This is a genomic window from Pedobacter sp. 22226 (genome assembly GCF_052045455.1).
Lineage (GTDB): Bacteria > Bacteroidota > Bacteroidia > Sphingobacteriales > Sphingobacteriaceae > Pedobacter > Pedobacter jeongneungensis.
The window spans coordinates 166,688-180,875 of record NZ_JBQEPB010000008.1 but is presented as its reverse complement, the minus strand read 5'-3'; the positions used below and the strand labels follow the sequence as shown (position 1 = coordinate 180,875).

Annotated in this window: 14 protein-coding genes; 1 reads left to right on the top strand and 13 read right to left on the bottom strand. The window is 41.1% G+C overall.

The window, feature by feature from the left end:
• The first annotated feature begins 371 nt into the window (after positions 1-371).
• The gene (locus ACTJKC_RS18775; protein ID WP_440794305.1) at positions 372-980 is read left to right on the top strand and encodes a sensor histidine kinase; all 609 of its coding nucleotides are present in this window, start codon (positions 372-374) and stop codon (positions 978-980) included.
• Between the two features lie 296 nt (positions 981-1,276).
• Here the strand turns inward: ACTJKC_RS18775 and ACTJKC_RS18770 are convergent, their stop codons facing one another.
• The 13 genes from ACTJKC_RS18770 to ACTJKC_RS18710 all read right to left on the bottom strand — a co-directional run bounded on the left by ACTJKC_RS18770 (position 1,277) and on the right by ACTJKC_RS18710 (position 14,174).
• Complete coding sequence (locus ACTJKC_RS18770) at positions 1,277-1,531, bottom strand: hypothetical protein (RefSeq protein WP_344850976.1); 255 nt, start codon at positions 1,529-1,531, stop codon at positions 1,277-1,279.
• A 484-nt stretch (positions 1,532-2,015) separates the two neighbouring features.
• Entirely contained in the window at positions 2,016-2,717 is a 702-nt protein-coding gene (locus ACTJKC_RS18765) for a sulfite exporter TauE/SafE family protein (RefSeq protein ID WP_440794302.1), read from the bottom strand.
• Entirely contained in the window at positions 2,714-3,142 is a 429-nt protein-coding gene (locus tag ACTJKC_RS18760; RefSeq protein WP_440794300.1) for a FixH family protein, read from the bottom strand. The genes ACTJKC_RS18765 and ACTJKC_RS18760 overlap by 4 nt, the downstream gene beginning before the upstream one ends.
• 483 nt (positions 3,143-3,625) lie before the next feature.
• Positions 3,626-4,999 (bottom strand): cytochrome c oxidase accessory protein CcoG, encoded by a 1,374-nt coding sequence (gene ccoG, locus ACTJKC_RS18755; RefSeq protein WP_440794298.1) that lies wholly within the window; start codon positions 4,997-4,999, stop codon positions 3,626-3,628.
• Entirely contained in the window at positions 4,983-5,951 is a 969-nt protein-coding gene (locus ACTJKC_RS18750; protein ID WP_440794296.1) for a cbb3-type cytochrome c oxidase N-terminal domain-containing protein, read from the bottom strand. The genes ccoG and ACTJKC_RS18750 overlap by 17 nt, the downstream gene beginning before the upstream one ends.
• Positions 5,938-6,120 carry a hypothetical protein gene (locus ACTJKC_RS18745; protein ID WP_440794294.1) on the bottom strand — a complete coding sequence of 61 codons (183 nt, stop codon included), beginning with the start codon at positions 6,118-6,120 and terminating at the stop codon, positions 5,938-5,940. The genes ACTJKC_RS18750 and ACTJKC_RS18745 overlap by 14 nt, the downstream gene beginning before the upstream one ends.
• Before the next feature lie 4 nt (positions 6,121-6,124).
• Entirely contained in the window at positions 6,125-8,266 is a 2,142-nt protein-coding gene (gene ccoN, locus ACTJKC_RS18740; protein ID WP_440794292.1) for a cytochrome-c oxidase, cbb3-type subunit I, read from the bottom strand.
• A gap of 72 nt (positions 8,267-8,338) precedes the next feature.
• Entirely contained in the window at positions 8,339-8,518 is a 180-nt protein-coding gene (gene ccoS / locus ACTJKC_RS18735; protein WP_440794291.1) for a cbb3-type cytochrome oxidase assembly protein CcoS, read from the bottom strand.
• On the bottom strand, positions 8,515-9,585 hold the full coding sequence (locus ACTJKC_RS18730) for a heavy metal translocating P-type ATPase (protein WP_440794289.1): 1,071 nt from the start codon (positions 9,583-9,585) through the stop codon (positions 8,515-8,517). The genes ccoS and ACTJKC_RS18730 overlap by 4 nt, the downstream gene beginning before the upstream one ends.
• Positions 9,504-10,898, bottom strand: coding sequence for a heavy metal translocating P-type ATPase (locus tag ACTJKC_RS18725; RefSeq protein ID WP_440794287.1), 1,395 nt, complete (start codon positions 10,896-10,898; stop codon positions 9,504-9,506). Before ACTJKC_RS18725 ends, ACTJKC_RS18730 begins: the two co-directional genes overlap by 82 nt.
• Positions 10,899-10,910: 12 nt before the next feature.
• A complete protein-coding gene (hemN, locus tag ACTJKC_RS18720; protein WP_440794285.1) occupies positions 10,911-12,257 on the bottom strand; it encodes an oxygen-independent coproporphyrinogen III oxidase in 1,347 nt (448 codons plus the stop codon).
• On the bottom strand, positions 12,257-12,685 hold the full coding sequence (locus ACTJKC_RS18715) for a lactate dehydrogenase (RefSeq protein ID WP_440794283.1): 429 nt from the start codon (positions 12,683-12,685) through the stop codon (positions 12,257-12,259). Before ACTJKC_RS18715 ends, hemN begins: the two co-directional genes overlap by 1 nt.
• A 457-nt stretch (positions 12,686-13,142) precedes the next feature.
• Positions 13,143-14,174 (bottom strand): response regulator, encoded by a 1,032-nt coding sequence (locus ACTJKC_RS18710; RefSeq protein WP_440794281.1) that lies wholly within the window; start codon positions 14,172-14,174, stop codon positions 13,143-13,145.
• Positions 14,175-14,188: the final 14 nt, after the last annotated feature.

Sequence of the window (14,188 nt, the reverse complement as noted above, 5' to 3'; positions counted from 1 at the left end):
TTAAGCCGGACATGACAAACCTATAAAAAAGAATTGTTTTAGCTATGCCCTTTGATATCACTCAGTTAACAAGATTAATTATGACGAAATGAATAGATCGGGCATACAGTTTATGCATATTTCAGTATTACACAACTATGATAACAAAGCATTAATAAGTAGTATTAACAATACAAAATGTCCTTTAACTGCTCACTTTCGAACTTTGATCCAAAACCCCTATAAAAAATATGCAGCTAAATTATTACCAAGAACCGTTTGGAATTCCACCTATTTTGTTGGGGATATTAATTTTATTTCTGTTGTTCTTTTTGATCAGATATTATAAAAGAGCAAAAAAGTTCAAAAAGAAATACAAAAATCAGGCAGTTTTGATCAGAACTGAGAGAGACAGGATTAGTGGTGAACTGCACGACGAAATCGGATCTGGCCTCACCGCCATAAAATTATATGCCGAACATGCAGCCCGGACGAGACCCGATATTCCTGAACTGGGCGAAATGGAAGAAATGGTGAATGAGACAGCGGTAAAAATCAGGGAAATCATATGGAGTTCAAATACAGACAGCGATAACCTGGAAAGCCTGATCTATTTTATCGATGAACAGATCAGAAAACTTTTTGAACACACCGATATTATTTTTTCGTCCGAGCTTCCTGAACATATTCCCCTTATTGAACTGGAAAGCCAGAGCAGAAGGGATTGCTACCTGATTATCAAGGAAATCGGGCACAATATCCTTAAACATGCCAACGCCACTACAGCCAAGCTTCTGATTGAGATAGAAAAGAATCAGCTGATACTTTCTTTAAAGGATAATGGTATTGGTTTTGATCCCGCAGTTCAGAAATCTTCAGGGGTAGGAATGGAAAATATCAGGGTAAGGGCAGAACGGCTAAGGGCTGGCCTGATTATCGAAAATTACAGGGGCACCAGAGTCAGGATTAATATTCCAATGAAACACAATATTGCACACTAGGCAAAAGATTTACACGCTTGAGCAATACCTTTAAATATTATAAACACCGCCTTTTATCCAAAAGGCAGTGTAAAAAATCATCCCTGATCATATGAAGAATACAAATGTAAGTGCGTTGTGTATGTCAAAAAATAGCCCTTTTCAGCTATCTTACTATAATGATATGAAGTTCTCCGCCTGTGAACAGAATTTTATCTGGTCTCTCACTTCATCATAGGCAGTATTATCATGGTATTGATTCAGGTTATCATTTTTAAAAAAATATCTACCGGGTGGGTATAATCCCCATATCCAGATTATTTCCCCTGTAACTCGGAGATACCGGGTGCAATGCTCGAAGGGATAATGCTCCTGTTTACCACCCTTACCACATCCCAGAAATAGCTGCCATTTTGATCAAGACCACCCATGATGCGCACTTCGTAAGGTTTTCCCAGGTAGCTTGTAGAAACCTCAAGAAAGTCGTTTTCTATATCCAAGGGTTTTAGTGCAGGTTTAAAACGTTTTAATATTATTTTTTTGAAACTGTCGAATTCGGTATGATTAAGCATAGGTTGATGTAGCTTGATGATTTAAAGTTCTGATAGTTCCAACTTTTATGCCAGTTAGCCATTTACTCATAATTAGTTGACCAAAATAGCGTTTCAGGGGATTAACGGCAGCTTTCATAGAGTTAAAACCGAAATTTTATTTATTTTAAATGAAAAAGCCGCTTGATAAAAATACAGCATTTCATGATATAGTATCATTTAAACTACAGATTTCTGACTACCCGGATTTAGTTTACCGGCCATCTGCGTAAAGTTTAAGTAAAAAATTTACCAACAGATTTTAATTCATTGCCTTTAAACAGAAGGATTATCAAATCATGTGGTAAAAATCTGAAAGTTACTTTGAAACCTTTCCACTTTGGGTGGCGGCAAATCATTAAAAATTGTTCAAACTGGTTAACTGTCATAGCCGAATTCCTTATTACAAGATCATGTAAGCAGTAGCGTAATCGATTCAGCACTATGAACTTAAAAAGAAACCTTTCTACCTGCACTCTACCGAATGGCCATATCCAACCGTATATTTAGGCGACAAAAACGGAATATCCAGACCGGCTGATCGCATAATAAGTAAAGCTCCCATGAAAAGCATCATCCAGGGGATGAGCTTGCTGGTATTAAAACGGATATATTTTTTCAGAAAAATCCCACCAAGCGAAATCATCAGCATTAAGGGCGTAGTACCCAGGCCGAAAAGAAACATAAAAGCCGCACCAGCCTGAACATTACCGGCATTTAATGCTGTTGCAAGTGCCAGGTAAACCATTCCGCAGGGAATAATGCCGTTAAGCATGCCCGCAAACAATCCCCATAATTTTAAGTTAAACACCTTCCCCATTAATTTACTCAGCGGGTTCATGGCCTTTAACTGGAGGGTTGTAAACCGGTTTTTATAGTTTCTATTAAACTGTAATAATGTAAATAGAATCAACAGGAAGCCAATAAGCATACTCAACGTTTTCTGATCGCTGAATAAGCGGATGCTGTTTCCTAAAATGCCGACCAGCATACCCAGCACGGTATATACCATCACTCTACCCAACTGATAGAACAATAGTTGCAGGGCACTTTGAAAAAAAACCGCTTTTCTGAATGGCATGCCCAGCATAATGGGTCCGCACATTACTGCACAGTGGAGGCTTCCGAACAGTCCCATTAAAAATGCCAGTGACAAATAATCTGTCATAGGGTGATGTTATTTTTAAACAGATAAGATTTCCCCCCGGCATGCCACGAAAGGTTGATAAACCACATCCCCTTCGCCATTTTAGTTTTATCTACCAGGATAAGGTGCGAATTTCCGGTGGTATTTCCTTTCAGTTTAACATCATCATCGCTGTTGGCAGGGCGCATCAGCATAAGTTCGTATTGCGCACTGTCTTTTAATTTTATTACTACCTGCGTATTGGTGATGGTGATTTCAGGCTTCGCATTATCATTTAGTACATTTTGTTTGGCATCGTATTCTGCATTATAATTGATTCCCTTTTCGTAATAATTTTCTTCAATTAAGGCATCCCTACCGTGCACATGGAACATGTAAATTACCATCCCCACAATAAATGCCATAAATGCAACCATGCCCATTACTATTTTTGTTCCCCAGTTCATAGTTATAATTTTTTAATGATAGAATGAGTGAGTTACCAATGAGTGAATGAGTGCGTTACCAATGAGTAAATGACTGAGTTTTGAATGAGAGAATTATTAATGATTGAGTTTTAAATGAGAGAATGTTTAAGGCAAATCGCAGATTCAATCATTAATATTTTAATCATTTCATAATTATTTCACTCTACCATTCATTTTAAAATTCTCTCAATCTATCATTTCTTCATTCTATCACTCCTTCATTCACTAATTCAATCATTATTTCAATCTATCATTTCTTCATTCTATCACTCCTTCATTCACTAATTCAATCATTATTTCAATCTATCATTTCTTCATTCTATTACTCCTTCATTCACTAATTCAATCATTATTTCAATCTATCATTTCTTCATTCTATTACTCCTTCATTCACTAATTCAATCATTATTTCAATCTATTATTCTCTAATTCAATCATTCTCTCACTCCATCACTCTATTATTCACTTTCCGGTTTGTGCGAAAAAACTTGTGCTTGCCGTACTCAAAATCTCGCCATTGGCAACAACTTCGAACACCGCATCTGTTTTATATTTTTTAACCGAATTATTTTTCCTGACCAAAAAGAACGTGAGGTGCACGGTACCTTCTTTTGGTAAAACACTGGCATGCTGAATAAAATCGATCTGATCATTACTATCCTGCGACCTGAAAGTAAATTTTACCGCTTTATTGGTTTTATTTACCAGCTCTGCATTGTACAGGTTAGTCGTTTTATCAGTCCCTCTGCTTTGGTATAAAGTTCCGCTGGCCCTTAAAACGGTGGTCTGGATGTTTTCTCTTTTATAAATAAGCGAAGAGAAAACCATTAATACCACGAATAAAACCGCAGCATAACCGTAAGATTTTAAACCAATTTTATATGGTTTACGCTCTGCAATAAAATCCTGGTTAAAGAAACCGATCAGGTTTTTGGGTTTGCCTGTTTTAAGCATCACTTCGTTGCAAGAATCGATGCAGGCGGTACAATTTACACATTCAAGCTGTGTTCCCTGGCGGATATCGATACCTGTAGGGCAAACCTGTACGCAAAGTCCGCAATCAATACAATCGCCTGTTTTTTGAACTGATGCATTTCGCTGCAAACGGCCACGGGGTTCGCCCCTGGTAAAATCGTAAGCTACCACCAGGCTCTGGTTATCGAGCAGCACGCCCTGAAGCCTTCCGTACGGACAGATTACAGTACACACCACCTCGCGCACATAGGCAAAAACACCATAAAATATAAGCGTGAACAGCCAGATGGAGATAAAACCAGAAACATGACCTGCAATAGGTTCGGTGATGATTTTCAGCAGTGCATCTGAGCCGATTATATAAGCCAGAAAGGTGTTGGCGATGGCAAAAGAGATGATCATGAAAATAAAATGTTTGCTTCCTTTTTTCCATATTTTCCCTGCGTTCCATGGTCCCTCGTCGAGCTTCTTTTGCTTATTGGCATCGCCCTCTATCCAGTATTCTATCCTGCGGAACACCATTTCCATAAATATAGTCTGCGGACAGGCCCATCCGCACCACAACCTGCCTAATACCACTGTAAAACAAACAATGAAGATGATGAAGATGAGCATGGCGAGTGCGAACAGGTAAAAATCCTGCGGAGTGAAAATCAACCCAAAGAAAACAAATTTCCTTTCGATGAAATTCAGCAGCACCAATTGCTCGCCATTTAGTTTTAGAAACGGACAAGAGAACAGAAATAACAGTAGTACGTAACTTACCCATTTCCGGTAATTGTACAATCTACCCGACGGTTTTTTAGGGTAAATGAAATTTCTGCCCCTGCCCTTACTTTCCGGTTTATTTTTTAGTAACATCGGCTTGGTTTACACTATCTTTCGCAACTTTCATCTCGTTGTCTTTTAAGTCTTTCTCTTCGTATTTTTCACCCTGAGGGGCTTTGGCACCTGCAGGATTGCTGCCTTTTAACGACAGGATGAAATTTGCCACTGCACTGATCTGTTTAGGATTCAGGTTTTTCTCCCAACTGATCATCCCCTTTTCCGGCACACCATATTTAATCGTTTTAAACACATTGTTGATGCCTCCGCCATGCAACCAGTAATCGTCAGTTAAGTTTGGGCCAATCACGCCCTGGCCTTTATCGCCATGGCAAACCACACAGTTGGTGTTAAAAATGGTTTTTCCATCTGCCAGTACCGTTGGTGTATTATCAAACTTCACAGAGTTTTCGTCTATCGTATTGGCCGATTTTTCGAGAAATGCAGCTTTTTCTACCTGGGCTTTGGCCATTTCATTTTCGTATTCCTTATCCTGCAGATCGCCATAGCCGCCAATGTGGTAGTAAAAAAGATAACCTGCAGCGAAAATCATCGTACCGAAAAACAAGAAGTTGAACCAGGCCGGCACCGGGTTGTTCAGTTCTTTAATGCCATCATAAGCATGATCGATGACCAGGTTCTTTTCCTCTTCAATGGGTTTTAAACCCAATAATTTTGCCCAGACAGAAGGTTTTACGGGTTTCTGTTTTAACCAGCTATCGTAATCGAGAACCTCCTCTTTTACAGGTTTGCTGTATGGAGTTGGGTTCAACTGTTCCTGATACATAACTTTAAAGGCATTAAGCAATGTTACCGAAACAAAAAGCAGTACCAGGGCAAAAAGCAGAAGCAGGATAATGAGTATTTCAGATTGGCTGAGTCCTAATCCGGGCTGAGAAGGTGCTATGGCTTCTGCTGTTTTTTCTTCAGCTGCATAAGTTGCCACGGATAAAAACAGTGATAATGACAATAGTTTAATCTTCTTCATATTGATTGGTTTTATTGTCTTGAAAAGGGATTTCGCTCATGGTTTTGATATGGCCTCTGCTTAATTTGAAGAGGTAAACCCCAACAATTGCAAAAAACACCATGAACATAAGCAGAGAGGTAACAAGGTATATTTCGCCACCGGCTAAATCTTTGATCTGATTAAACATATTTTTATTGATTTGAAGGAATGGTTTCTTTATTGGCTTTAATATCAGTTCCCAATCGTTGCAGGTAAGCGATAATCGCCACAATTTCACGGTCGCTTTTAACTTTAATGTTGTTCTGTTTCAGATCGAGCGCAATTTTTTCGGCCTGTATTTTTAAATCCTCATTGGCATGTTTGTCATAACCTTCGGGATAGGGAACGCCAAGGGTTTGCATGGCCCTGATTTTACTTGCTGTGGTGGTGATATCGAGTTGTTGTTCGATAAGCCAGGCATATGGCGGCATAATACTTCCCGGCGACATAGACGTAGGATCAACCAGGTGGTTGTAATGCCAGGCATCAGAATATTTCCCACCTACGCGGTGAAGATCAGGACCGGTACGTTTGCTGCCCCATAAAAACGGGTGATCGTACACAAATTCTCCGGCTTTGCTGTATTCGCCATAACGTTCGGTTTCTGAACGGAAAGGCCGCACGGTTTGCGAATGGCAGTTTACACAACCTTCTCTGATGTACAGATCCCTGCCCTGCAGCTCGAGCGCGGTATATGGTTTTACACTTGCAATGGTGGGCACGTTAGATTGAATGGTAAAAGTCGGCATCATTTCTACCATCCCTCCAATAAGGATAATGATCAGCGAAAGCACCATAAATTTCATCGGTTTACGCTCCAATACCCTGTGCCAGGCTTTATCGGCTGGGCTACTATCGATTACAATTTTGCTTAAAGGCATGGCCTCGGCAGCTTCATTGTCTACAAGTTTAGCCCCAAGCATGGTTTTGGCCAGATTATATGTCATTGCAATTACCCCGGTTAAATAGAGTGCACCTCCAATTGAACGCAGCACATGCATCGGGATAATCTGCAACGTGGTTGCCAGGAAATTAGGGTACTTCAATAAACCTTCAGGGGTGAATTCTTTCCACATCAAACCTTGCGTAAAACCTGCCCAATACATCGGGATGGCATAAAAAAGGATTCCCAGTGTACCGATCCAAAAGTGGAAACCTGCCAGTTTTTTAGAGTAAAGTTCGGTTTTATAAATACGCGGGATTAACCAGTACAATACCCCAAAGGTTAAAAAGCCGTTCCAGCCTAAGGCGCCAACGTGTACGTGGGCTACAATCCAATCAGTAAAATGTGCTACCCCGTTAATCTGTTTTAACGATAATAAAGGACCTTCAAAAGTGGCCATACCATAAGCGGTAAGGGCAACCATCATAAATTTAAGGGTAACATCTTCCCTTACTTTATCCCAGGCACCACGGAGGGTTAATAAACCGTTAATCATACCGCCCCAGCTTGGCGCGATGAGCATGATGGAAAAAGCAACGCCTAATGATTGTGCCCAACCAGGTAATGAAGTATATAATAAATGATGGGGACCAGCCCAGATGTAAATAAAAATGAGCGACCAGAAGTGCAGGATACTCAGTTTATAAGAGTAAACAGGCCTGCCGGCCATTTTTGGGAGGAAGTAATACATCATGCCCAGGTAAGGCGTAGTAAGGAAAAATGCCACGGCATTGTGCCCGTACCACCATTGCACCAAAGCATCCTGAACGCCCGCATACACATAGTAGCTTTTCATAAAAGAAATGGGAAGCTCAAAAGAGTTTACAATGTGCAATACCGCAATGGTAACAAAAGTAGCAATGTAAAACCAGATGGCCACGTAAAGGTGACGCTCTCTTCTTTTAATAATAGTACCAAACATGTTGATGCCGAAAACCACCCAGATGATGGTAATGGCAATATCGATTGGCCATTCAAGCTCAGCATATTCGTGTGACGTGGTAAAACCCAACGGAAGGGTAATTACAGCCGATAAAATGATAAGCTGCCAGCCCCAGAAGTGGATCTTGCTCAGCACATCACTAAACATCCTGGCCTTTAGTAAACGCTGAAGCGAATAATAAACACCCATGAAAATGGCGTTCCCGACAAAGGCGAAAATTACGGCATTGGTGTGCAAAGGCCTGATCCTGCCAAAAGTGGTGTACTGGCTGCCCATATTCATTGCAGGTTTAAAGAGCTGCATGGCAACAAGCAGACCAACGGTCATCCCTATAATTCCCCAAACCAGGGTGGCAATGCCAAAGTTTCTGACAATCCTGTTATCGTAAGTAAATTTTTCTAGCTGCATAATAGAAGCGGAATTTTGTATGTTTTGTACACCAAAGGTACCCTGCTGCCCGGAGATAAAGGATGATGGTGGTTAGCTGGAAAAGTGATCTTCTTCACTTTTTCCGGCAACCACCTCATCGTCGAACAATACACGGATACCAGGGGTATGCACATCATCATTTTGCCCGGTTTTATAAGCCCAAAAGAAGGCACCGAGAAAAATAAGCGCCATTAAAACGCTGCAGCCCACTAAAAAGTAGAGGATATTCATATCAGGTTATTTTTACGGGCAAACCAACGGGTTGCCAGGGTGGTAAATAAAATGATGGTCACAGTACTAACAGGCATCAATACCGCGGCCACCAATGGGTAAAGTGTGCCCTGTACGGCGAAGTAGATGCCAATGCAATTATAGGCAATGGCGATGGCAAAGCTTATCTTAATCACTTTAAGCCCGTCTTTACTAAGCTGGATAAAATGCGGCAGGAGGTTTAATCCGCCGCCCTGCAGAATGGCATCGCAGCCTGGGGTAAAATTATTGATGTTATCAGTTATGGCGATGCCAAAATTGCTTTGTTTTAAGGCTCCGGCATCATTTAAACCGTCACCAAGCATCATTACTTTATTCCCGTTTTCCTGGAGGTTTAAAACAGCATCCAGTTTTTGATGCGGCCGCTGTCCGAACCTGATGGTGGTGTTTTCAGGAAAAATGGTGGTAAGCATAGACCGGTCTTTATCGGTATCGCCTGATAAAACCTGCAGGTTAAATTTTGAGAGTTTCGAGATCAGCTGTGCCAATCCGGGCCGCCATTGCTGTTTGATGTCAAAGCAACCTTTATAAATATGATCAATCACAATATGCACACCGGTTTCGCCAGCCGGTTTTACGGTTAGAGGCAGCATAGATAAATGCCCCGCATAAATAGCATGATGGTTAATCTGCGCTGATAAACCTTTACCTACCACCTCTTTATAATCGTTAAGTGAATAAAATCTTTCAACATTTAAAGCTTTTAAAATATGCCGGCTTAAGGGATGGGTAGAGTTGCGCAAAAGCGAAGCCACAACCCGTTTTTCCTCGTTTGTCAGGGATCCGCTAAAAGCGATCTCGGCATTTTCATTACTGGTCAAAGTGCCCGTTTTATCAAAAATCAGGGTATCACATTTGGCGAGTTCTTCTACGGCATCAGTATTTTTCACATAAAAACCCTTTTTATCAAAAACAGATAAGATGGCCGATAAAGTGAAAGGCGTGCTTAAAGCCAGTACGCATGGACAGGCCACAATAATGACTGCGGTAAATGCCGACCAGGCCTTATGGCTATCGTTTTGAAACAACAGTAAGCTGTAGCCGAAAATGCGATCAGAAAAACTCCAAGGCTGAAATATTTTGCCACAGCATCGTTAAAATTCTGCTTTTCGATGTCGTTTTTATAATGTTCATTGTTCCAGAGTCCGGTAAGGTAGCTCTGCGAGACCGGCTTGATTACTTCAAGTTCTATGGCTTCGGTGGTCTGCCTCCCTCCTGCGTAAATGATTTCGCCCAGTACTTTATGTATCGGTTCCGATTCACCCGTAACAAAACTCATATCTACCCAGGCATCGCCTTTCATTAAAATGGCATCTGCAGGCACTAATTCACCATTTCTGATCCACAACCTGTCGCCTGTTTTTACATCGCTGATGGATACAGGTTTTTCTTTGCCGTTTTGTAAGGTGGTAACGGCAATCGGGAAATAAGACCGGTAATCGCGGTCGAAAGAAATGTGGTGATAAGTTCGTTGTTTGAGCCATTTACCCATTAAAAGCAGAAACACCAAACCGGTTAAGGTATCGGCAAAACCTGGTCCGGTGGCAAAAATGACTTCGAAAGCGGTACGCAAAAATAAAACGGCAATAATTAGCGCCAATGGGGTATCTAAGTTGATGTGTTTGTGTTTAATACTGGTAATGGCAGAGGTAAAATAATCGCGGCCGCAATAAAAAGCAGCAGGAATGGAAAATGTAAGGTTCAGCCAGCCAAACAGCGACTGAAATTGCTTTTCAAAACCTGATAATCCAAAGTATTCGGGAAAACTAAAGAGCATAACATTGCCCATTAAAAAGCCGGCGACCGCAATTTTCAGCACTAAAGCTTTATCAACCGAAGAACTGTGTTCCTTTACCACATCCTGCAAACTGATCAGGGGTTCGTAACCGATCTGGTTTAAGGTTTCTACGAGCTGCCGTAAAGAGATTTCTTCATGATTGAAACTTATGGTCACTTGTTTTTTAAGGAAATCGATCCGAGAGCTGAAGATAGCGGGATTGATTTTATAAAGGTGCTCTAACAACCAGATACAGGAGCTGCAGTGGATGGCGGGAATGTAAAATGTAATGATGCACGAACTTTCATGTTTATAATCGAGCAGCTGATCAATAATTTTAGGCTCGTCGAGGTAGGCTAAATGGCTTTCATTTTTTAACTGCCGGCCCGGATTATTGTTGTACACATAATAATTGCAAAGGTTGTTTTCGGAAAGGATTTTAAAAACAGCCATACAGCCTGCACAGCAAAAATCTTTATCTTCTGTTTGATATTTTACCTTGGGCAGATCTTCCCCACAGTGGTAGCAAATGGCTTTGGTTGTGGTTTTATTTTGATCTTCCATTGTAATCGTTTTTTAAATTGATGAACTGAATAGTTGCGTTTTAGGCTGCTTAAGCCATAATTTCTCGTCGAATGCCATGCAAACATTCCTCAGGAAGGATTTTCCTCTGGCGGTAATCCTGATTTCTTTTTCGGTTACACATATCAGTTTATCGTGCAATAAAGGCAAAAGCCTGCCATATACGGATTCAGGAATCCCTTCCTTATAAACTGTATTTTCTTTGCACATGAGGTTGAGGATGTGTTTTCTTACCTTAAGATCTTCATCTGTAAGAAAATGCCCCTTTTCTACAGGCAATGTGCCCAGGCTTATTTTATCCAGGTAGGCCTCTACTGTTTTAGGGTTCTGTGCAAAGGCTGTCCAACAGTCGCTGATGGAAGAAACCCCCAACCCGATAAGCAAATGGGTATGCTGACTGGTGTAGCCCATAAAATTCCGGTGAAGTTGCTGTTCGGTCATCGCCTGAAATAAAGAATCAGTGGTGAGTGCAAAATGATCCATCCCTACATCCTTATAGCCCGCACCATCCAGTAATTGCCTTCCTGAATGATAAAGCGCGAACTTTTCATCTCCTACGGGGATATCTTTTTCGGTATAATGCCTTTGGCCGGGCTTTAACCAGGGCACATGTGCGTAACTGTAAAAGGCAATCCGGTCTGGCTGCATCGCAATTACTTCATTTATGGTATCTGTCAGGCCCGGGATGCTTTGTCCGGGAAGGCCATAAATCAGATCGAAATTAACTGAGGTATAACCGATTTCCCTGGCCTGTGCCGTAATTAACGCAACCTGCTCTGGTGTTTGAAAACGGTTAATCAAAAACTGGACTTTAGGATCAAAATCTTGTATCCCTAAACTTAATCTCCTAAAACCGAGTTTGTAAAGTGTTGTTAAATGTCCGGTGGTGGTATTGGCCGGATGAGCCTCAAAAGAGAGTTCGGCATCAGGCGCCAGGGTCGCATTTTCCAGAATGCCGTTAATGAGCAATTCGAGATTTTCTGCATTAAAAAAAGTAGGCGTTCCCCCACCCAGGTGCAATTCTTTTAGTTTAGGTTTCTCCCTTAAAGCATCTACATACATGCCCCATTCTGCAAGTACAGCAAGGATATATGGCACCTCTACTGAATGATTTTTGGTAATGCGGGTATTACAGCCACAATAGGTACATAAACTTTCGCAAAATGGAAGGTGAATATACAAACTGATCCCTTCGTCTTTGTAATTTACATAGGTGTTGGCTACACTGCCCAGCCAGCCATTTGCACTAAAATTTTCAGTATCCCAGTATGGAACAGTTGGATAACTGGTATATCTGGGTGCGGCAACATTATATTTTTTAAGCAATGCAGCGGTGTTCATTATTTTAGCGCTTTAATGGTTGCACAATCGTTCTGGCAGCAACAGGCTTTGCCTACACATTTACCCGCTGCCCATTGATCGAGGTTTTTAACCACTTGTTCCATCCTTAATTTTGGATCTGCATCTTTTGATGCGAGAGGTACATTTGCTACTTTCATTCCGGCAAAACCTGCGGCTTTTAAGTCGAGATGATCGGTTTCGGATGACGAAGTTGCAATGTATTTGATGCCCAGCGCCTTTAACCCCAGAATCATAGGTTCATTGAGCTCGTCGTTGTTAAAAACCAACAGGGCTTCCTTTCCGGTTGCAAATGAAAGCGTATCGGCCGTTAAGCTGTTGGCGATTATGGTAATATCATGTTTTTTATAATTGGCCAGTACCAACCATTCCTTTTCATCGGACTTAATGTTGTAAGCTATTGCTTTCATATACAGTGTTTATGTACACAAAACTATGGATGAAATGTAAGGCAACAGGTGAGAATGCTTAGACAAAAAAATGATAGTGGTTACTTTTTGAGTGTGGAGTTGGGCGTTTGGAGGAGGATGGTTATTACCATAGATTTCTCGACTACGTTGCACTCCGCTCGAAATGACAATCTCTGTGGGAACTAATGATCAATTTTCAGTTGGCAATTTGCAGTACCAGCTTACTAATGACCAATGAACCAACCTATTAGATATATTTAGCTTCGCTGAGCCTTCGGGTTCTCGACTGCATTGTACTCCGCTCGAAATGACGGATCTCTGTGGGAACCAATGATCAATTTTCAGTTGGCAATTTGCAATTTACTAATCACCAATTTACTAATGATCAATGATCAATCCTCAATTAACCAATTTAAACAATTAACCCGATAAACTAATGACCCAATAAACCAAACTACTACTGCTTAATATTCTTAAGTTTTTCGATAGATAAAATATTAATGGCATTACCGGTTTTATCAATCAGTTTTTCGTCTTTAAAATCAGCGAGCATCCGGCTTACCGTTTCGCTGGCGGTACCTACCAATGCGGCCAGGTCATCTCTGGAGATGCGGATGGTGCAGCTATCAGTCTTGCCATCGCCAAATTTTGTGGCCACCTGCAGCAAGGCTTCGGCTACCCGTTTTCTTACCGAAGAGTAAGCCAGTTGAAGCATCTGTTTCCCTTTATCTCGTACGTTGCCTGATAATAAAGCAATAAATGTTTTAGACACTGCCTGATGGTTAAGCAGGTATTCCATGAAATCGGCTTTGGGAATCTGGATAATTTCTGATTCGGTTAAGGTTGCTGCATTTTCGGCATACACCTCCCCATTGCATAAACTTTCGTAGCCAAAAAAATCACCATCATGGTAAAGTCCCGATGAAAGTTCCCTGCCGTCCTTAAATCTTTTGTAGGTTTTTACCTGTCCTCTGGTAATATAATATAGATGTGCCGGCTCATCGCCTTCTACATAAATAATCTGTTTATTTCCTACCGGTCTAGATTTACCTTTTTTACGGAGCTCATCCATTACCGTTTCGCTGTTACCTGCAACGGCGTTGAAACCTGCCGATTGCTGTTTTTTCTTAAACCTGCTTTCTATCGCTTTAAAAAGCTCAATATCATCGAAGGGTTTCGTCAGGTAATCATCTGCCCCCATTTCCATCCCTTTCCTCATATCCGCCCGTTCTGTTTTTGCGGTGATGAAAATAAAAGGGATATTGGCAGTTTTTGGGTTTTTGTTCAGCAGGTATAATACGCCGTATCCATCCAGTTCGGGCATCATAATATCACATAATATTACATCCGGGAGGTGATTTACGGCCATTTCTACCCCTACCTTACCATGTTTAGCGGTAAAAGTTTCGTATCCGGCCAGATCGAGCACTTCGGCAGTGCTTTCCCTGATGTCGTTATTGTCTTCAATAATTAAAACTTTCTTCTTCATCGGATTTGCCTCTA

Excerpts from the sequence above, each read along its gene's own strand:
- ACTJKC_RS18770 (WP_344850976.1), bottom strand. The coding sequence starts at position 1,531 with ATGCTTAATCATACCGAATTCGACAGTTTCAAAAAAATAATATTAAAA.
- ACTJKC_RS18765 (WP_440794302.1), bottom strand. The coding sequence starts at position 2,717 with ATGACAGATTATTTGTCACTGGCATTTTTAATGGGACTGTTCGGAAGC.
- ACTJKC_RS18715 (WP_440794283.1), bottom strand. The coding sequence starts at position 12,685 with ATGAAAGCAATAGCTTACAACATTAAGTCCGATGAAAAGGAATGGTTG.
- ACTJKC_RS18750 (WP_440794296.1), bottom strand. The coding sequence starts at position 5,951 with ATGAAGAAGATTAAACTATTGTCATTATCACTGTTTTTATCCGTGGCA.
- ACTJKC_RS18725 (WP_440794287.1), bottom strand. The coding sequence starts at position 10,898 with ATGGAAGATCAAAATAAAACCACAACCAAAGCCATTTGCTACCACTGT.
- ACTJKC_RS18710 (WP_440794281.1), bottom strand. The coding sequence starts at position 14,174 with ATGAAGAAGAAAGTTTTAATTATTGAAGACAATAACGACATCAGGGAA.
- ccoG (WP_440794298.1), bottom strand. The coding sequence starts at position 4,999 with ATGTTACTAAAAAATAAACCGGAAAGTAAGGGCAGGGGCAGAAATTTC.
- ccoN (WP_440794292.1), bottom strand. The coding sequence starts at position 8,266 with ATGCAGCTAGAAAAATTTACTTACGATAACAGGATTGTCAGAAACTTT.
- ccoS (WP_440794291.1), bottom strand. The coding sequence starts at position 8,518 with ATGAATATCCTCTACTTTTTAGTGGGCTGCAGCGTTTTAATGGCGCTT.
- ACTJKC_RS18760 (WP_440794300.1), bottom strand. The coding sequence starts at position 3,142 with ATGAACTGGGGAACAAAAATAGTAATGGGCATGGTTGCATTTATGGCA.
- hemN (WP_440794285.1), bottom strand. The coding sequence starts at position 12,257 with ATGAACACCGCTGCATTGCTTAAAAAATATAATGTTGCCGCACCCAGA.
- ACTJKC_RS18745 (WP_440794294.1), bottom strand. The coding sequence starts at position 6,120 with ATGTTTAATCAGATCAAAGATTTAGCCGGTGGCGAAATATACCTTGTT.